This is a genomic window from Sandaracinaceae bacterium (genome assembly GCA_016706685.1).
GTDB lineage: Bacteria > Myxococcota_A > Polyangia > Polyangiales > Houyiibacteriaceae > JADJJE01.
In genome coordinates, this window is the sequence record JADJJE010000050.1 from 54,916 (window position 1) to 72,593 (window position 17,678).

The window sequence follows — 17,678 nt, forward strand, 5'->3', positions numbered from 1 at the left end:
CGCTGCTAACCCTGCGCCCATGCTTCAGCACAACAGCTACTTCGAGGGTCAGGTCCAGAGTGTCGGCTTCGAGCGCCTGGGCCGTCGCCAGACGGTCGGCGTCATCGCCCCGGCTCCTACCACTTCGGCACCGACGCCCCCGAGCGCATGACCGTGATCGGCGGCGCGCTCGAAGTCCGCCTCGACGGCACCGAGGCCTTCGTGCTCTACCCCGCCGGCACCTACTTCGAAGTCGCCGGCAAGAGCGGCTTCGACGTTCGCGCCACCGCCCCGAGCGCGTACCTCTGCGAATTCCTCTGAGGAGCGCCGAGACCGAGGCGGAGTCCGAGGCGGAGGCCGAGGCCGAGTCCAAGACCGAGGACCGAGTCCAAGACCGAGTCCAAGACCGAGTCCAAGACGGAGACCGAGGCGGAGGCCGAGTCCGAGGCGGAGGCGGAGGCGGAGGCCGAGGCCGAGTCCGAGGCCGAGGCCGAGACCGCCGAAATGCTCGCGTGACTTGGCGCGAAAGACACGGGTACCGCTGCTGAGGTGGGAGTGCCACCGAGGACGAAACGCATACCCAAGCGGCGAGGTGGCCGGGCGCGTGGTCGGAATCCGGCTCGGACTGGGGAGGTGGACTGCGACTGGACCTCGGTCTCCGTCTCGGACTCTGTCTCGGTCCCCGACTCGGTCTCCGTCTCGGACTCCGACTCCGTCTCGGACTCCGACTCCGACTCCGACTCCGACTCGGTCTCGGTCTCGGTCTCCGCCTCGGCCTCTGTGTTACCCTGCCCGCCGTGCGCACGCTCTCCGGTCGCCTCGCGCTGCCTCTGCTCGTTCAGCTGAAGCGTGACGGTCACGACGTCCAGTCGCTCCTCAAGCGGCTGCACCTCGATCATGACGAGCTGCGCTCGTTCGGCGGGCGGCTCGCGGTGGATGCTTGGCTCGACCTGCGGCAGGCAGGCATCGACGCCACGGGGGACCCGAGCTTTCCGCTCCGGGCCGCGCTGGGCTTGGACCGCGAGTCGTTCCCGCTGGGGTTCTACTTGATGGGGACGCAGGCCACGTTGCGCGACGGCTACCAGTTCGTGCGCCCGTACATCCCCATCATCATGTCCGGCCTGGAAGTGAACATGCTGGTCAGCGAGACGGAGCAGTCCTACGTGGACTTCGTGCTCGACGGCGAGCCGGTGGGCCCCCCCGCGTTCGCCGAGTACCTGGTGGCCATCGTGATCGCTCTCGGCCGCTGGCTGACGCCGGAGGCGCCGCCGCCCACCGGATCATCCTGGCGCACCGGTGGCCGCGCCTTGGCGACGCCATGGCCGAGCTGCTTAGCGCGCCGGTGCGCTTCGGTGTGGTGCCGTGCGCATGGTGTTTCCCGCACGCATCGACACGCCCATCGCGGGCGCGGACCCTCACCTGGGGCGGCTGCTGGCGCAGAGGCCGACGAGCAAGCCCGCCAGATTGTCACCACCACGCGCGTGCGCGACCGCGCCGGCACTATCTGTCGCGGCACCTCGAAGGCCACGAGCCCACCGTGCTGGAGCTGGCCGAGGCGCTGCGCGTCACCGAGCGCACGCTGCGCCGCAAGCTGCGCTCCGAAGGCACCAGCCCGCGCGAGCTGCTGGACGAGGTGCGCCACGAGCGTGCCCTGGCCCTGCTGGAAGAAGGCCAGCGCTCGCTCGACGAGATCGCCTACGTGCTGGGCTTCAGCGGCGCGGGGGCGTTCCGCCGCGCGTTCCGGCGCTGGACGGGCGTGGCGCCCACGGAGTACGGCAACCCGCGCTGAACGCGACGTGGCCGGCTGGGTGTGGCGCTCGGTTTGATCCCGCGCAATCCTAGAATCCACGTTTCCCCGTTGTTTTGAAGCTCGGAAAATGATGACCTGACCGGCTGGGTACGGCGAAGTGGCCGGTCCGGTGCGCGTGTTCTGCCACGAGTCTGGCACCTTCTGGACATGCACGTGCAGTCCGCCCAGTCGCCCCTCCCCAGCCACGCTGCCTCCTCCGCCGAAGGCGCCTTCCCGAACCGGCCCATCCCGGTTCGCAAGGGCCGCCCGGTGATCGGCTCCACCATCGAGTTCCAGAAGGATCAGCTGGGCTTCGTCCAGGACATCCACCGGGACTACGGCGACGTGGTGAAGACCAACATCAGCCTCATGGACTGGTACTTCGTGCGTGACCGGGATCATCCACGGGATCAACGTCCGCCAGGCCCAGACGTTCGTGACGCCCGCGCTGGCCAAGCGCATCTGGAAGCTGTTCCTGGGCGACGGCATCCTCACGGCCGACGGCGAGGTGTGGAAGCGTCAGCACGACCTGATCAAGCCCGGCTTCCATCGCCACCGCGTGGAGGCCTACGGCCCGGTCATGGTGGAGTACGCGCAGCAGATGCTGAAGGGCTTCGCCAACGGCGAGGCGCGCGACATGCGCCACGAGATCAACGGGCTGGCCATCCGCATCCCTGGGCCGCACGCTCTTCGCGGCCGACATGGATAGCTCGGCGGACACCGTCTACAACGCGATGCACGACATCAGCGAGATCCTGGTGGAGCACATCAACCTGCCGCTGCCCACGCCGCGTTGGTGGCCCAGCAAGTCGAACCGCCGGAAGATCGACGCCATCGAGGCCATCGAGGGCGTGCTCAAGCCGCCTCATCGCGGACCGCCGCTGCGAGGGCACGGACGCGGGCGACCTGCTGTCCCACCTCATCTTCGCGCGCGACAAGGAGGGCGGCCTCAGCGAGGAGCAGCTGCGCGACAACGGCATGACGCTGATCTTCGCCGGCCACGAGACCACCGCGCACGCCATGACGTGGGCCTGGTACCTGCTGGCCAAGTACCCCGAGGTGGCCGAGAAGCTGTACCAAGAGGTGAAGACGGTGTGCGGCGATCAGCCGGTCAACGTGGAGCACCTCGAGCACATGCCCTACGTGACGCAGGTCATGAAGGAGAGCCTGCGCTTCCTGCCGTCCGTGTGGGCGTTCATGCGTGCGCGCCCACCGAGGACATCACGATCAAGGGGGCTGCAGTGCAAGGTGGTGTTCCGGGAGGATGCCCCGCTGCGCGCGCGCTGACGCCGCGAAGGCTGGGCGCGTGTCGGTCGACGCCCAGCCCGCGCAGCGCACATCAGGGCGTGCGCGACTTGGGTGTGTTGCCCACGCGGCACTGCGCCACCGTGCCGCGGAACCCGTCCGCGTCGAACAGCTCCGCGTGTGCGAGTCCGACGCCGGCCTCGGCGGCGAGGTGCGTCAGGCGGAGACCAAACGCCTGGCCGCGCGGCTCCCCGCTGAACGTGAGGTTGAGGTCGGCGTTGATGGCGACGGGCGATGCGGGCGTGCAGTGGCTTCGGGTCAGCTCGGCCAGGCCCGCCATCAGATCGGCCGCAGCCACGCAGCGCACGAGGTCCGAGCACGGCTCGTCCTCGACGAAGACCGACGGAGGGGTGACCCACAGAGCGGGTTGGGGCGCGTCCCGCGCGGTGACCCAGCGCAGATCGCAAAAGTGCTCGAACGATGGATGACGCCCCGGCTCCTTCGACGCGCGGAACATGCCGCTCGACTCGGCCTCTCCCGCAGGAGGCAACGGCGCGGGTCCATGCACGCTGCCAGGCCCCTCCGAGCCAGCCAGGAACAGCCCACTCGCGCGGGCCACTACGGCGCCCTGCCACGAGAGTTCGGCCTCTCCCTGGCGGAGGCGACCGCCTTCGCGCCTTACCAGTGCGCGTCCGTCCAGCGTGCCGAAGGGGATGGGCTTGAGCAGGTCGATGGTCAGGCGCGCCACATGGAACCCTGGGCGCCGCAGCGCGTCCTCGAGCAGGAGAGCGAGCAGCGCTGCTGCGGCGCTTCCGTTGCACAGACCAGGGTCCCAACCGCTGCGCGCGGGGGCGAGCGGCATGAAGGCGCCGTGGTGGCGTCGAAACGTGGGGACGTGCGCGGGCTCGGTCGTGGACATGGGCGAAGCGCGTAGACTACAAGGCCCTGAGCGAACGCCAAGCTGCGGCAGCGAAGCCGGTCGCTCGATTCCCACCACTGCTCCCCACGAGAGGGCACGCGACCCGCGCTCGGCGCAGCGCAGCGCTCCCCCATCGCGCATCAGCGCCTCGGAGGGCCGGGAAAGAACATGTTCGTCCTGCGTTGGTAGGCGGCGTAGTCCGGCCGCTTCTGCACGGAGTAGTGCTCCGCCGGGACCGCGCCCGAGTTGACTGTCGTTGATGTGGTGTGGCCCTGCTTCCTCTGCGCCACCCCCTCCAAGCCGCAACGCACTTTGGGCCGCCCGCATGGGCCAGCGCTTCGGCCTAGACATCCGGGCGTGCCTCCAGTGGCACATCGACGAAACCCCGTCCCTATAGTGCAGAGCCTACCGTGTCGATGCAGTACCATCAGCCGTCGATGCACACGGAACTGCAGCGACTCCTTGCGCTGATCGAGACTCGCGACCGTGCACTGCGCGGTCTCACCAGCGCGCCGGAGGATCCTCGCGACGACGCCGTCATCTCGCGGCTCGGTGAGCCGGCTTCGCACGAGGCAATCGCGCGCCTCGAGTCCGTGCACGGCGCGCTTCCCGCGGCCTACAGAGCATTCCTCACGCTGCACGATGGCTGGCAGGGTTTCCCCACATCACGGACTGCGCGGTTGTTCTCGTGCGATGAGTTTGCGTCCGACGAAGGTGAGGAGTTCGCAGCGCAGTTTCGTTCTTGGCGCGGTAACAAGACCAATCGAGAAGTCCAGACGGCGTTCGTGATCGGCGGTGGTCCTGGCATTGCGTACGTGCTGCTTGCGCGACCGACGACACGAAAGGGTGCGTTGGGCACGCGACCCGAGACCGTGCGCACCTACTCGGAGAAGCCGTTGTCGCAAGGCGATGCGCGAGACTTCGTGGCGTTTCTCGAACGCACCGCGCATCTGTTGAACGTCTGGTACCAGAAAGCGTTGGAGTCCTCGCCGGCGATCACGGGAGAGCAGGCGTGGGCGCTGGTCGACGAAGCCATCGTGCTGTTCAACGATGCCGACGACAACGGCGAGCGTGTCGATGAGAGCGCCTCTGCGCTGCGTGCGCTGAGAACCCGACTCGACACAACGAGCGCTTCGCAACAGCGCGCGCTGCTCACGCGCATGCAACGTGAGCTGTACCCCGGTGGTCCGTACACGAGAGCACGTCGCGTGGGCGATGGCGTCGAGTTGTTCGAGCACGCCGCAGCGCGATGGGTTCGTGTGAAGGCGTGAACTCAGGGGTTCGTGAACACTCGAAGCATCGGGGAGGAGTTCACGCGGCGTGAAGTAGACCCTCCGCCCACGCCACTGAAATGATCCATGATTCGCAGGAGGTGCCCATGGCAGCGAAGAAGAAGAGCTCGGCAGACGCTATCGAAGGTCCAGCACTGGTCCAGGCCGTGATGAAGGTGATCGCCGCCGATCCGAAGGCGACGTTCTGGCCCAAGAGAACGCAGAGAAAGCCGAAGCCGCTGCCGGCGTCGCGGATCGCCGATCTCGAGCTCGCGGGACGCGCGTTGCCGCCCAGCATGAAGACGTGGCTCTCGCTCGGTAGCGACATCGAGGGTGTCGACTTCGCGACCGACGAGGCATGGCGGGTCACCACATTGCAGGAACACGCCGCGGAGCGCTTCGGAGACCTCGCGGCGTACCTGGTCGGACTCGCAAAGCCCAGGTTCGAGGCCCCGTGCCTCGCGTTGCGGGAGGAGGCGGGGAACAAGCTCGAGGTGCTCTACCTCGGAGCACAGGATGCGGGCGGAGAGTTCCCGGTCCTCCAGGCCTACCTCGAGAGCCCGGGCTACTCGCACATCAGGTTGTGGTCTCCCGGCTTCGACGTCTTCCTCGCGTCGCAGTGCAGGCCCGATCGCGCCGAGGCGTTCGGCGTGCCGGGCGGCGGCGAGTGCGTCGAGGTCGACGACCCGCGCTGGGGCCGACGCATGACGGCCCACATGAAGACTCTTGGACTCGCGAAGGCCGAGGTCAAGCTGGGCCGGTGATGGCGTCGTCGAGCACGCCTCACGGGCGGTCGCTCCGGGAGCCAGTGAGGCTAGCGCACCAGGGCGCGCATGCGCGCGAGGGTCGCGCTGGAAGCGCAGCTGATAGCTACGCGCAACCGGTGCACCGAGGCGTGAGAGCACCCCGTGCGGGCGCGAGAAGGCCTGTACGTCGTAGCGCACCGCGTCGTCGTCGAGCGTGACCCGGAAGCTCTCCTCCCGCTCTCGGCGTGTCCGGGCAACGTGCCGAAGCCGAAGGCAAAGCTGCTGGGCTCTCGCGCCACGTAGATCACGCGACAGGGGTGCACCGAGGCGAAGCCCAGGTGTCGCGCGACGGTCGCGAACAGGGAGCCCGGCGCGAGCTCGCCGGGAGCGCGCACGACACGCGTGAAGGAGGGCGGGTAGTTGTCCACCTTGGCAAGCGCAGCGCACGCACGCTCGAACACGTCACGCCCCCGCCCGAGCTCAGCACCGTAGCGGTCCAGCACGAAGCCCGCCGGCGCGAGCGACAGCGGTGTGCGCGTCAGGCCCACGTCACGGTAGGTGAACGGCTGGTCGCCGCGAGCGCGGAGCAGCGCAAGGACTCGCTCGTCGCTCGGCGGCGCGAGGTGGAACATGGGACACATCCTGACGCTTACCGTCCGGAGGTCCACTACTCTGTGGATGGACCATGTTCGACCGCCTCACCAACCGCCTCCTCGCCTTGGTCGGTCTCGATGTCGACTTCTCCATCGACATGCGCGGAGAGCCGTTCCACCTCATCGACGAGTCCGTGTACGTGGGGTCGTGCCCGACGCCAGAGCGCGTGCCGCAGCTCGAGGCGGCGGGGATCACGCACGTCGTCAGCTGCCTGCGCGAGGACGAGCGCGCCCAGGTGGCGTTCCTGAGCGAGCACTTCCACGTGCTCTTCCTGCCGATGCACGACGGCATGCACGAAGACATCGCTGCGGTGTTCCCGGCGTTCTTCGACTTTGCCTCTGTGGTGGAGAGCACGCCGGGGGCGCGCCTGCTCGTTCACTGCCAGGCGGGAGTCAGCCGCTCCGGCACCCTCGCCACCGCCCTGCACATGCGTAGCCAGCGCCGTAGCTTCTTCGACGCCGTCACGCACGTTCGGACGAAGCGGCCTGCGGTCCTCCCGAACATCGGCTTCGCCTCTCAGCTCCAGGCCCTCGAGCACACGCTGCGCCCGGACGCGCGGCCCCCTGGGGTGCCATCGTCGCTGGCGCGCTACCTCCGTGAAGTGTGCTGCGTCCCCGCGGAGGTCGACGTCATTCAGGACATGTTGGAGCGGCACCACCACCATGCTCCGACGGCCATTCGGGCGATCTTCGGCGGTGAGATACCCCGCGTCGTCCAGGGCGTTCGCGACTGACGAACGGGGCGACGGAACCACCGCGAGTCCCGACTGCGCGCCAGTGCTACGCTCCACAGCAGGATGACGGACACCGACGGGAGCATGACCGACCGATGGATGGGCGTGTTCCGCTCCATGGAGCGTGAACCCATCGGCGAAGCCCGCTACGCGCGGGCGCAAGCGCACAAGCGCCGCAGCCCGGCCCTCGCTCTCGTGGGCCTCGTGCTGGTGGCTGGGCCCAGCATCCTGACCGCGGTCGCTGTCGTGTTGGACTCGACGCGGCTCATTGCATACGCCTTGCTCGCATGGATTGGGGCCCGGTCCTCGGCGCCGGGCCGCTGCACTCGGGCTCAAGCGCCTCCAGCACCTACGCGGAATCCAGCCGGACAGTGAGGTCGAGGTCTTCGTAGGAGCGGCAACCGCGCCCGGGTTCCGCTCGACACCGGGCGGCGCGAACGACCGAACGACCGGACGACTCCTGTCCGCTCGCGTCATCGAAGAAGCGCGCACCCATCGTTTGGTCGTACACCCCGAGACCGGCCTACTCCTCCGGAGGTGGACGGCGCGCTCGTGAAGGAGTTCGTGGGCGGCGACATGACCATCACGGCCCGCGTCCCGGGCGGGTCTGCGAGGACCCCGCCGCGACGGGCGCGCCTCTTGAGCGTCCTCGAGAAGCACGAACTGAGGCACATCACCCACCGCCTCACGCGCGGGACTTTGGGGCCCGCTGCTCGGCGCCGCATCGGCAGCCACTGCTGTAGTCTTTCTCCTACGGACCATCACATCGGATGGAGACCCGGAACCCCACGTTGTGGTCGCGGTCGTCACGGTCTGCGTGCTCCCTGCTCATCGCTGCGGCGGTCGACCGGTGGTACCGGCGCCGGCGCCGCGCGACGCTCCAACGCGACGGCGAAGCGGGCCTTCACCGCACGGACGACCGCTGGCTGCTGCCCGAGTCGGGTATCTGCTGGGAGGAGAACGGCCGGCCCGGCCCGCTTCGACTCGTCGGTGGAGGCCTGGGCAGTGAAGCGGACGGTCGGACACGACCAGTGATGTTCTAGTGGCCCCAGCCTGCCCGCCGCGCCGCCCTCACGGCGTCGAGACGAGCACGCCTTCGTGCGGAAGTGCGACAGCGAACACTCCGCCACGTCGCCTGCAGAGAGCGCGGGCCATCGCATCGGTGTCGGCCCACATCGGCTTGTGGCGCCCCGAGCACGGCCTGCTACGGCTCGGCAATGCGCTACCCAGACCTCATCTTCGATCTGGACGACACGCCGATCGACTCCTTCGCACCCTATGTGGCGGCCACCAGCGCGTGGCGGAGGAGCTTCGCATGCGCGTGCCCTCACGCGACGAGCTGGCGTGGTGTACCTGAACACGTGGGAGCGCACGCTCGAGCGCATGTGGCCCGACACGGACCTCGACCCGTTCCGTGGCGCGCTACGCGGAACTGACGCACGAGTATGTGTACCCGCCCGTCACGGGGGTGCTGGATTCGCTCGGGCAGCTGCGCGAGCGCGGACACCGACTTTGGATCGTCACCAAGCGCTCACGCAGGCTCCTCTCCCTGCGCATGCAGCAGGCGGGGCTCGCCGCCGAGCACTTTCACGGCATCTTCGCCTTCGAGGACCAGCCCGTGACCAAGCCCGACCCGCGCTGCTTCGAGCCGGTCTGGCAGGCCGGCGCGCGCCCCGAGCAGAGCCTCTACGTGGGCGACCGGGTGGACGACCAGCTCGCCGCCTCCTCGGCTGGGGTGGTGTTCGTGGCCGTGGCTACCGGACCCGAGGGAGCCGTCGCGTGGGAGCGCATCGTGCCCGCGAGCCATCGCCTCGAGAGCGCGGCCGAGCTGCCCGCGTGGTTGGCCGAGCACGGCTGAAGCCACCGCGCGGTGAGTTCTCGGTGGGGCATGGCGGTCTCCTTCGTCGGAGGGCGCGGCCACGGGTGCTACGCTGTCTTGCGTGACGCCTCGACACCACCATGCCTCCACGCGCATCCCCCTTACCGCGAATCTACTGCTCGTCGTCTTCCTCGCGGTGGGCTGTGGACCGGGGCACCGGCACACAGACGACGGCGGCACGAACACCGACACGGGGACGGTCACGGACGCTGGCCCGAACACGCGCGTCTTCACGTTCGAGGACCACGGCTTCGTGAACCCCTTCACCGGCGGGGTCGCGTGGGAGACGACCGAGAACGCCGACGTGCTCGCCATGGAGTGGGCGTTCATCGGGCTGTCGGATGTGTATGCCACGTGCTCCGCTGCGCCCGACTGGACGCAGGTGGACGCCTTCCTCGTGAACGTGGCGGCGCGCGGGCATCAAGCCATCCTGCGCCCCGTCGTCATCGGACCGGGCTACGGCGCCGGGAGCTACGCCCCTCGGACCTGGCCACCAGCAACTTCAGCTACGACGGCGACACGTACGAGAACCCGCGCTGGGACCTGACCGCCGTGCAGAGCTGCATCCTGCAGTTCATCGATGCGTTCGCCGTGCGCTACCGTGATGACCAGCGGGTGGCCTACATCCAGATGGGCCTCGTGGGCTTGTGGGGCGAGCACCACCTCGATGGAGGCCCGTACACGGCCGCGAGCTTCCCGTCGGACGCCTTCCAGAAGACCATGATCGAGCACTACCTGGACGGCTTCGGGACCGGCTCGTCGGACCTGCTCTGCTCCGTGTCGCTCGACGCCGCGCAGAGCCACGGCTTCTTCGGGTCGGCGGACGCGTCCTCGACACGGCGCGCGTGGGCTTCTTCGACGACACGCTGCTCGAGGCCAACCACGACAGCCCGGGCAACTGGCGGCAAGAGGCCGCGCCGGCCAGGCAGCTCTCCCTCCACCGGCGACACGGGTGGGGAGGCGAGGCCTTCTGGAGCGGGTGCAACAGCAACGGCTCCTGGGCCATGCCGCCGCACGACTGCGGCAACGGCGAAGGTCTCGGGGCGCAGGCCGCGCGCCTGGGTCTCGACTACATGTTGGGCTCGAACGCCTACGACGGCAGCATCGGCCGCGCAGCCCTGCTCACGGCCTCGCAGCTCATGGGCTACAAGTTCACCGCGACCACCGTGACTCGGCTCGGCACCGGTGACCTGGCCGTCACCGTCGAGAACACCGGCGTGGCCTACTGCCCCTACGAGGTGCAGGTCTGCACGCCGCAGGGCTGCGCCGGGGACCTCTCGACGCTCGCGCCGGGAGCCAGCGTGGTCGTCACCGTGCCCGCGTCCAGCTCGGCAATGCAGGTGCTGTCGCTCGCATCGCCGCGCCTCGCGCCGAGCAGCTCCCAGAAGATCCGCTGGAGCAACGCGGAGGCCGACCGGTGCCGCCACGCTCAGCGTCACTTTTGATGGGCCGTAGGGGCATGCCCTTGTTCGACATCCAACCACTGCTCAGCGAGCACACGTTCAAAGCGCGGGCGCAGCGCGGGCCGTGGCGCGCGGGGTGGGTGCTGGTCGCCCTGCTCGGGTGCGCCCCGAGCTGCGTGCCAGCCACGACGGAGCCGACTACGGTGGAGCCGCAGTCGCCCGCGGCCGAGGCCGAGACCCCGCCGGGCGGGCGGAACCAGCGTGCGACGTCCGCGTCGACGCGGTGCTCTCCTCCGAGGCTTTCCGCGGCTACCGGTCCACACCAGCCACCCGAGCCGCCGTCGACGCGCTGTCGCCCGAGCACTACGAGCAGTGGGTCGCGGAGTCCCACGGGGCCAGCTACCTGCTCTGCACCTACCGCGTGATCGTGGAGGGCCGCGCCTACCGCTTGGAGGAGGCCCATGACACGACCTTCGAGCCGCGCGAGTCCGCCGCTTGTGAGGCCGCACGCAGCGATGTGGCTGAGCACATCCGGGCCGTGACGCAGGGCTGCACCGACCTGCACCGTGGCGCGTACTACGGCGCGGACCTCGAGCCGATCGACTGACAGCCTGCCTGCGTCACGTCACCGGTCAGCGGGCCGCGGCGCGGGCCGCCAACAGCGACTCCACCGAGTGATGCATCGTGATGCGCCCTCGGAGCCCGATGTTGGCCACCGCCACCGCCGCGCGGACCAGGGGCGAGTGGAGCGCGATATGGACCTCTTCGAGCTGCGCAAGCCTGCGCATCGACCATCCGGTCGTCACGAGGTGGCACTCGTTGGTGTACCCCATCACGGCCGTCCAATCGTGAAAGCCGCGGAGCTTTCCGTGCTGGTTGATGATTTGGTCGCCATAGGCGATGAACGCGCGCGCTTCTTCGACGCGCATGTAGCCGATGACTTCGCTCGCGAAGATTCCGGGCTGGGGCATGCTCAAGGTGACCTTGCCCTCGTCGTACTCGATGGTTTGTTCCTGCATCTCGTTCTCGGCGATCAACGTTCCGCAGCTACGGCGCGCTGGCGGCGACCGCGAGCTGCGCCGCCGCGTCGGCGGAGACGAGCACCACGTTGGATGGCAGGATCTGCGTGAGCGCGGTGTACGAGTTTTCGAGCGTGAGACCACCGTCGCTGGTCATGTAGACCCACGTGACCGAGCCGGGGGGGAGCGCGGCGAGGCGCTCGGACATGGCCTGAGCCGGGGTGGAAGGAGTCCCTGTCGTCCACGCCGCGCCATGAACGCGAGCGGAAGATCACCACGGCCGAGCCGTCGGAGCCGGTGATGCGCTCGTACTGCTGCTCGGCCGGCCACGCAGCGAACATATCGACCAGGTATGGCACGTTGACCGGGAAGACCCCCTGAATCTGTCCGCCCTCGTGCGCGTATCGCGGGAGGAAGCCGCTGAGGGCCCCCCTCCAGTTGGTGAACCACTCCCAGTGCACGACGCTGCGTGTCCCCAGGAGCTCTGCGACGCTCTCGGTGTTGGCGACGACTGCTCCTGCTGCTCGGGCGGCATGGACCCCTGGATACGCGTAGAGGTGTCCGCTGGGCGGCAGCGCGAAGTAGTCCGAGCCCGTGGACTCCGCCGCTTCGTAGTACCACTCGAGTACGTCGGGGGCGAGCTCGGGAAGGTGGGGCGAGATCGTCCAGGTGAGGGGTGGGCACGCCGGGCTTGCGCCGGCGCACCGGTCGAGTCGCTCCTCCATCCAGTCTCGCCGGGTCGACATGATGTACCGGACGTTGTCACCATCTCCGACGACGAAGGCCACGTAGACCTTGGTGGGATCATAGGAGACAGCCTGCGGTGCATTGTGCGGAAGCTCAGCCGCGCGTCGGATCGGCGGGCGACGGCTCCCGAAGAAAGACAGGTTGGAGGTGCGCGTCGGGATCGCCCCCATGTTCGCGCTCGGGAGGCAACGGGTCTGGGCCTCGTAGAGGTAGCCCTGAACCAGCCAGGAGTCGTTGTAGCCGTACACCGGCAGCGGGGTCTCCCACCCGCTCGTTCACGATGCTGGACAAGAGCCCTCTCTCGGGTTGCCGTCGATGCAGCCGTTGATGAGGAAGACCACGAACAGCTTCTGCTCGAAGACGTAGTCGATCAGGGCGACGGACATCTCGTCGGACAGGTCAGGTTGGCAAGTCGTCGGCGTTGCGGTTGTAACCGGGATTCAGCATGGCGAGTCCCGTCGTCTGGCCCAGGTAGTTCTCGTAGACGTGCTGAGTGGCCGACAGCCGAGTCGTCATGCCGGCGACCCTGCGTGGCGTCGACGATGGGATCGTCACACCGAATGGGCGACCCATCCGCCAGCATGGGCGCACCATGGGCCGCCGCCACGGTCAAGATGCTCGGGAGGATCTCGCGCTGCTCGGCATACGAGTATCGAACGCAGCCGAAGTCGGCCACGCACTCCTGCAGAAACTCCGGCGCCTCCTGGCTGGCGACTCGAAGCGAGGCTCAGCGCATCGAGCCAGAGTCGTCCTGCGGGACGACGCCATCGATGGCGGACTGGGAACGTCCGGGTCGCTCTGACGAAGACGGAACCCTGAGGCGACGGTGGCTGACAGACCACGCACGCGTGTGTGGCGAGCTGCGTGGCGACGGAGTCCGTGGCCCGCACGTGCACGATTCGAAACTCCGCGGCGTAGCGCGAGGACGTGCGTGCCGACGCCGCGAACATGAGGCACGAGAAAGAGACGGGAGCGAGGATACTATGCGGGCGTGTGGAGGTCGACGGTTCATGGCTGTCCTGGACGGAGGCTCGGGACGCGTGGCGTGGGGAGTACCCCCGCAAGTCTAGCGCAAGAGCCATGTCGGGGTCGGAGGTGAGCACCTCGACAGGTCCGCTGGGCGACCTTCACTATTCGGTGTCTCCCAGTTCCCGCCCCTGCTGCTCCCCCAGGAACCAAGCCATGACCGATCTCGCGCGCCTGCTCGCCAACGTGATTGCTTCGCCCGCCGATCCATCACCGCGTCGCGCCTACGCCGACGCGGTGCGTGCGAGCGATGCCGAGCGCGCCGAGGCTGGATCGACTGCCAGCTCGCCATGCGCGACGCCGCGTGCGCGAACGAGCCGCCGCTCCCAGGCCGCCACTGCGCGCGAAGCTTCTGGCGCACCGGCGCGGTTTCGGAGTGGGCGGCGCCGATCGTCCGCCCGGTGAACCCCATCGAGTACCATGCAGGCTTCGTGGAGTACGTGGAGGTCAACGCGGAGCAACTCGCGCAGGCCGCGCGCGTGTTGCCATCGCTCGCGCCCATCCGCCACCACGGGTGAAGAGCTCGCACGGCACGCCTGACAGCCTGGGCTGGGCCCGCGCGCTGCTCCCTGAACGCGCTGGTCACGCTCGACGTTCGCAAGAACCAGCTCGATGACGCCGAGGCCATCCGGATCGTGACGAGCCCTGAACTCTCCAGCGTCGTGGTGCTCGACCTCGCTTGGGAATCCCGATCACTTGAGGCGACCCCTGCGCGCCATCCACAGTCTTCCGGTCGCTGCGCGACGTCGAGACCGCGGGACGGGCGCGGAGCCGGTGGAGCGGAGCGGCGATGACGGAGTGGTGATCCGCACCGTCCACTTTCGTTGCCCGCGGACGCTTGTGCGCAACGAACTCGGCGACGTCCTACGGCCGCAGGAGACCGACCCACCGGGAATTTCGACGCGCTGTGCGGGGCCCAGTGCACCGCTTGCTCTGGCGAGGCGCGCCGGATCGACTCGGTGACCGGCCGCGCCGAGCTTTCGCGGGGTCGAGACGTCCGCCGACTGCGTCCCCGTGCGTGGGTCGAGGTCGTCGAACGCCGTCCAGAACGTGCCGCCGTAGGGGCCGCCGGTCCGCTGGCAGCCCGCGCCCCGCAGCACCGACATCACCGGCCGCGAAGCCCGCCCCGTACAGCGTTCCGAGGCGCACTTCGGGCGCAAACGCCGGCGGCGCGAAGAGCGCCGCGCTGCGCCAGCACCGTTCTTCGACGGCGGGCACCGCGTCCATGTCGCAGCCCGACGCGCGGAGCGACGCCAGACGCGGTGAGCCTCGCGCGCGAACCGGCACGCCCTCGATGACGACGTGACGGCGAGCCTGACCTCGACCGCGAAGCGCCCGGCCGCAGGTGTCGAGACGCACGGGCGGGGAGCCCGGCCGCTGCTGGCCGGCCCCGTCGCGTGCCCGCACGGCCGCCCTGCGGGGGCTTGGCGTGGTAGCGGGGCTCCTGGATGGTCTGGACGTCGGCCTCCCACACCCGTGGGGGACACCCTAACCGCCGCGGCGACGCGCCCCGGGTGAGGATCCAGGCCCTGTCCGCGGGCGCTGCTCACTCTTGAGGAGCGCGAGGTCTGGACCGGCGGGAGGGCCTGTGCGCATCAGCTAGGGTGTACCACCTCGGAACCAATCCGATCACAGCTTGGAGATGATCTTGTCCGCGTACTTCCGCAGCGCGCCGATCTTCACGTCCAGCGGCTGGATGTCCGGCGCGTTGTCGTACGCGTTGCGGAACCCCACGATCACGTCCGTGATGCCCTGGTCCTCCAAACGCTTCACGCCGTCCAGCTTGAACGCGTCCATGGAGCCCGCGTGGATCTCGAAGGGCTCGTTCTCGCGGCCCGCTTCACGGCGCAGCACGGCGAGCCGGTCGAGGCAGCGCGAGAGCTCTTCGGGCGCCCCGCCCGCGAACATCCAGCCGTCGCCGAGGTAGGCCGCGCGCTTCAATGCCGCTTCGGCGTGGCCGCCGATCAGGATGGGCACCGGCTTCTTCGGCGCGGGGCAAATCTTGATGCTGGGCAGCGTGTAGTGCTGGCCTTCGTAGGCGAAGAACTCGCCGCGCAGGAGCCCGCGGATGATGGCGATCATCTCGTCCATGCGCTTGCCGCGGGTCTTCCACTCCGTGAAGGTGACCTCGAAGTCCTCGGGCCAGGGGCTCAGGCCCACGCCGAAGCCGAAGCGGTCGTTGGTGAGCACCGCCACCGAGCTGACCGACTTGGCCACGAGCACCGGCGAGCGGATGGGCAGCTTCACGACGAAGGTGGTGAAGCGGATGGTAGACGTCACGGCGCCCAGCGCGGGGATGAGCGAGAAGGGCTCGATGAACGGCTTGTCCGACAGGAACGCGCGGTCCCCGGTGCCGTTGTACGGGTACTTCGACTCGGAGTCCTCGGGGTAGCAGATGCTGTCGGGGATGGTGACCGACGTGTAGCCCGCTTCTTCGGCCGCCTTGGCGAGCGGCATGTAGAAGCTGGGGTCGCACATGGACTCGGCGTAGGAGAAGCGCATCAGACCCGCGCCCCCATCTCGCGCGTGGCGTCCCACAGCGCCTTGCCAGCGGCGGGCTCGAGCGCCAGCTCGCTGCAGGGCTTCTCGGCGCGCATGTGCAGGTACATGCCGGTGCGCCCCTCGATGCCCTTGGCCACCGCCAGGTACGTCACGGGCTCCGCCGCGACTTCGGGCGAGTTGAACGCCACGCCCATGACCGCCTTGAGCAGGGGCTTCGCCCAGTTGGGTGCGTCACGCGCCATGTTGGTGTCCACCGGCCCGGGGCACAGGTGATGCACCGCCACGTCGGGCGTCCCGTCCGACTTCTTCAAGCGGCGCGACAGCTCCACCGCGTAGGTGCTGAGGCACAGCTTGCTGCGCCCGTAGTAGCGCATGGCGTCGCGGATGCCGAAGTCCTCGAAGCGCGCGAGGCCCGGCAGGTCCAGCGCCGTCGCGGTGCGGTGCGCCTCGCTCGACACGAACACGATGCGCGAGCGCGGCTGACCCTTGGCGGGCCCGTTGTTGGCGTGCGTGTCGTTGGGGATCACTCCGTCGCGCAGCAGGCGGTCCACCAGCACCGTGGGCGCCAGGCAGTTCACGGCCACCATCAGCTCGAAGCCCTGCGCGGACTTGCGGCCCTCTTTGGGCACCACGCCGGCGTTGCTCACCAAGATGTCGATGCGCTCGCCGCGGTCGCGCAGCGTGTCGCACAGCTTGTGCACGCTCGCGAGGTCCGAGAGGTCCACCGAGATCATCTCGATCTGGGGGTTGCCGCTGCGCGCGCGCACCTCCTGGCCGGCCTCGGGGATGCCACCGCGGCACGGCATGATCACGCGGGCGCCGCGCGAGGCCAGCTCCACCGCCACGGCCTTGCCCAGGCCCGAGTTGCTGCCGGTCACCATCACCGTGCGCCCCTCGAGCCGGTCGCTGGGCAGCGCGCCGGGGATGAGGTTCTTCGCGTTCTTGCGGCCCAGGTTCTCGCGGATGGCGGTCCAGATGGCGGAGACGGGGTTGTCGTGGCGTTGCTGCATGGGGCTCTCGGTTGCGTTCGGAGGCGGGCGGCGCTAGCTTGGCTATTAGCTAGTAGCCGTTAGCCACCACTGAGTAGCCCAGCCCGCGCCGGAGATCAAGGGCGGGTGAGCAGGCGAGGATCCCCGATGCCCAAAGAGCCCACCCCTGCCCTGTCGACCCGCGAGCGCATCCTGGACGCCGCCGAGGACACGTTCGCGCAGGTGGGCTACGAGGCCGCCAGCCTGAGCGCCATCGCGGACCGGGTGGGCATCCGCACGCCCAGCCTCTACAAGCACTTCCCCAGCAAGCAGGACATGTACACCGCCGTGCTGGAGCGCCTGCTCTTGCCGCACACCGAGGCCATGAGCGCGCTGCTGGTGCGCCCCACCGACCACGCGGAGGCCACGCGCAACCTCGCGGCGGTGGTGGGTCTGTACTTTGCGCGCCCCAACCTGGCGCGCCTGGTGCAGCACGCTGCGCTGGCGCGTGGCCCCGAGCTCGAGGTCATCGTGGAGCGCTGGTATGGGCCGCTGCTCGCGCGCGCTGCGGAGCTTACGCCCTCCGCCACGATCGCCGAGCGCACGGTAACACCGCAGGCCTTGGTCATCGCGGTGCACGCCATGCTGTCGGGTCTGGTGACGCTAGCGCCCTTGCACGAGCGCGCGGGAGCACCTCCCAGTGAAGCGCTGATGGTGGTGCTGGGCACGTGGGTGCACGCGCTGTGGGGCGTCCCGACGCCCTGAAGTTCACGGGCGAATCGCCAGCCTGCTAGGCTC

The 17,678-nt window shown here is 69.0% G+C and carries 15 protein-coding genes and 2 pseudogenes; 11 read left to right on the forward strand and 6 right to left on the reverse strand.

All coding sequences use genetic code 11. The annotated features are described in order from the left end of the window. Positions 1 to 19 precede the first annotated feature (19 nt). From IPI43_30315 to IPI43_30330, 4 genes and pseudogenes are all read left to right on the forward strand, one after another. Positions 20 to 300, forward strand: a pseudogene (locus IPI43_30315) (pyrimidine/purine nucleoside phosphorylase). Between the two features lie 317 nt (positions 301 to 617). Next, a pseudogene (locus tag IPI43_30320) lies at positions 618 to 1,253 on the forward strand (AraC family transcriptional regulator ligand-binding domain-containing protein). Positions 1,254 to 1,516: 263 nt separating this feature from the next. After that, positions 1,517 to 1,768 (forward strand): helix-turn-helix transcriptional regulator, encoded by a 252-nt coding sequence (locus IPI43_30325; protein ID MBK7778356.1) that lies wholly within the window; start codon positions 1,517 to 1,519, stop codon positions 1,766 to 1,768. A gap of 168 nt (positions 1,769 to 1,936) precedes the next feature. Beyond that, positions 1,937 to 3,055 (forward strand): cytochrome P450, encoded by a 1,119-nt coding sequence (locus IPI43_30330; protein ID MBK7778357.1) that lies wholly within the window; start codon positions 1,937 to 1,939, stop codon positions 3,053 to 3,055. A gap of 52 nt (positions 3,056 to 3,107) precedes the next feature. Here the strand turns inward: IPI43_30330 and IPI43_30335 are convergent, their stop codons facing one another. Continuing rightward, the gene (locus tag IPI43_30335) at positions 3,108 to 3,932 is read right to left on the reverse strand and encodes a thioesterase family protein (GenBank protein MBK7778358.1); all 825 of its coding nucleotides are present in this window, start codon (positions 3,930 to 3,932) and stop codon (positions 3,108 to 3,110) included. Between the two features lie 410 nt (positions 3,933 to 4,342). Here IPI43_30335 and IPI43_30340 point away from each other — a divergent pair, with 410 nt between their 5' ends. Beyond that, positions 4,343 to 5,203 carry an SMI1/KNR4 family protein gene (locus IPI43_30340; protein MBK7778359.1) on the forward strand — a complete coding sequence of 287 codons (861 nt, stop codon included), beginning with the start codon at positions 4,343 to 4,345 and terminating at the stop codon, positions 5,201 to 5,203. Positions 5,204 to 5,205: 2 nt separating this feature from the next. Here IPI43_30340 and IPI43_30345 read toward each other — a convergent pair whose 3' ends face one another. After that, positions 5,206 to 6,147, reverse strand: a complete 942-nt coding sequence (locus IPI43_30345) for a DUF1990 family protein (protein MBK7778360.1) — start codon at positions 6,145 to 6,147, stop codon at positions 5,206 to 5,208. Positions 6,148 to 6,634: 487 nt separating this feature from the next. On the opposite strand from IPI43_30345, the gene IPI43_30350 reads away from it, so the two are divergent. The 5 genes from IPI43_30350 to IPI43_30370 all read left to right on the forward strand — a co-directional run bounded on the left by IPI43_30350 (position 6,635) and on the right by IPI43_30370 (position 11,225). Further along, positions 6,635 to 7,336 (forward strand): dual specificity protein phosphatase family protein, encoded by a 702-nt coding sequence (locus IPI43_30350; protein MBK7778361.1) that lies wholly within the window; start codon positions 6,635 to 6,637, stop codon positions 7,334 to 7,336. A 1,414-nt stretch (positions 7,337 to 8,750) separates the two neighbouring features. Beyond that, the gene (locus IPI43_30355; GenBank protein MBK7778362.1) at positions 8,751 to 9,194 is read left to right on the forward strand and encodes an HAD family hydrolase; all 444 of its coding nucleotides are present in this window, start codon (positions 8,751 to 8,753) and stop codon (positions 9,192 to 9,194) included. An 82-nt stretch (positions 9,195 to 9,276) separates the two neighbouring features. Beyond that, positions 9,277 to 9,762, forward strand: coding sequence for a hypothetical protein (locus IPI43_30360; protein MBK7778363.1), 486 nt, complete (start codon positions 9,277 to 9,279; stop codon positions 9,760 to 9,762). A 298-nt stretch (positions 9,763 to 10,060) separates the two neighbouring features. After that, positions 10,061 to 10,660 carry a hypothetical protein gene (locus tag IPI43_30365; protein MBK7778364.1) on the forward strand — a complete coding sequence of 200 codons (600 nt, stop codon included), beginning with the start codon at positions 10,061 to 10,063 and terminating at the stop codon, positions 10,658 to 10,660. Positions 10,661 to 10,901: 241 nt separating this feature from the next. After that, positions 10,902 to 11,225, forward strand: a complete 324-nt coding sequence (locus IPI43_30370) for a hypothetical protein (GenBank protein ID MBK7778365.1) — start codon at positions 10,902 to 10,904, stop codon at positions 11,223 to 11,225. Positions 11,226 to 11,250: 25 nt separating this feature from the next. Here the strand turns inward: IPI43_30370 and IPI43_30375 are convergent, their stop codons facing one another. The 4 genes from IPI43_30375 to IPI43_30390 all read right to left on the reverse strand — a co-directional run bounded on the left by IPI43_30375 (position 11,251) and on the right by IPI43_30390 (position 16,922). Next, positions 11,251 to 11,655, reverse strand: coding sequence for a hypothetical protein (locus tag IPI43_30375; GenBank protein ID MBK7778366.1), 405 nt, complete (start codon positions 11,653 to 11,655; stop codon positions 11,251 to 11,253). Next, positions 11,652 to 12,632: a hypothetical protein gene (locus IPI43_30380; protein ID MBK7778367.1), complete on the reverse strand. Its 981-nt coding sequence runs from the start codon at positions 12,630 to 12,632 to the stop codon at positions 11,652 to 11,654. Before IPI43_30380 ends, IPI43_30375 begins: the two co-directional genes overlap by 4 nt. Positions 12,633 to 15,039: 2,407 nt before the next feature. Continuing rightward, a complete protein-coding gene (locus IPI43_30385) occupies positions 15,040 to 15,912 on the reverse strand; it encodes a TIGR03619 family F420-dependent LLM class oxidoreductase (GenBank protein ID MBK7778368.1) in 873 nt (290 codons plus the stop codon). Beyond that, positions 15,912 to 16,922, reverse strand: a complete 1,011-nt coding sequence (locus IPI43_30390; protein MBK7778369.1) for an SDR family NAD(P)-dependent oxidoreductase — start codon at positions 16,920 to 16,922, stop codon at positions 15,912 to 15,914. The genes IPI43_30385 and IPI43_30390 overlap by 1 nt, the downstream gene beginning before the upstream one ends. Positions 16,923 to 17,048: 126 nt before the next feature. Between IPI43_30390 and IPI43_30395 the strand changes: the two genes are divergently transcribed. After that, a complete protein-coding gene (locus IPI43_30395; GenBank protein ID MBK7778370.1) occupies positions 17,049 to 17,645 on the forward strand; it encodes a TetR/AcrR family transcriptional regulator in 597 nt (198 codons plus the stop codon). Positions 17,646 to 17,678: the final 33 nt, after the last annotated feature.

What these genes read in the sequence shown, in the direction of transcription:
- IPI43_30330 (MBK7778357.1), top strand. Translation starts at nt 1,937, where the DNA reads ATGCACGTGCAGTCCGCCCAGTCGCCCCTCCCCAGCCACGCTGCCTCC.
- IPI43_30335 (MBK7778358.1), bottom strand. Translation starts at nt 3,932, where the DNA reads ATGTCCACGACCGAGCCCGCGCACGTCCCCACGTTTCGACGCCACCAC.
- IPI43_30350 (MBK7778361.1), top strand. Translation starts at nt 6,635, where the DNA reads ATGTTCGACCGCCTCACCAACCGCCTCCTCGCCTTGGTCGGTCTCGAT.
- IPI43_30385 (MBK7778368.1), bottom strand. Translation starts at nt 15,912, where the DNA reads ATGCGCTTCTCCTACGCCGAGTCCATGTGCGACCCCAGCTTCTACATG.
- IPI43_30390 (MBK7778369.1), bottom strand. Translation starts at nt 16,922, where the DNA reads ATGCAGCAACGCCACGACAACCCCGTCTCCGCCATCTGGACCGCCATC.
- IPI43_30395 (MBK7778370.1), top strand. Translation starts at nt 17,049, where the DNA reads ATGCCCAAAGAGCCCACCCCTGCCCTGTCGACCCGCGAGCGCATCCTG.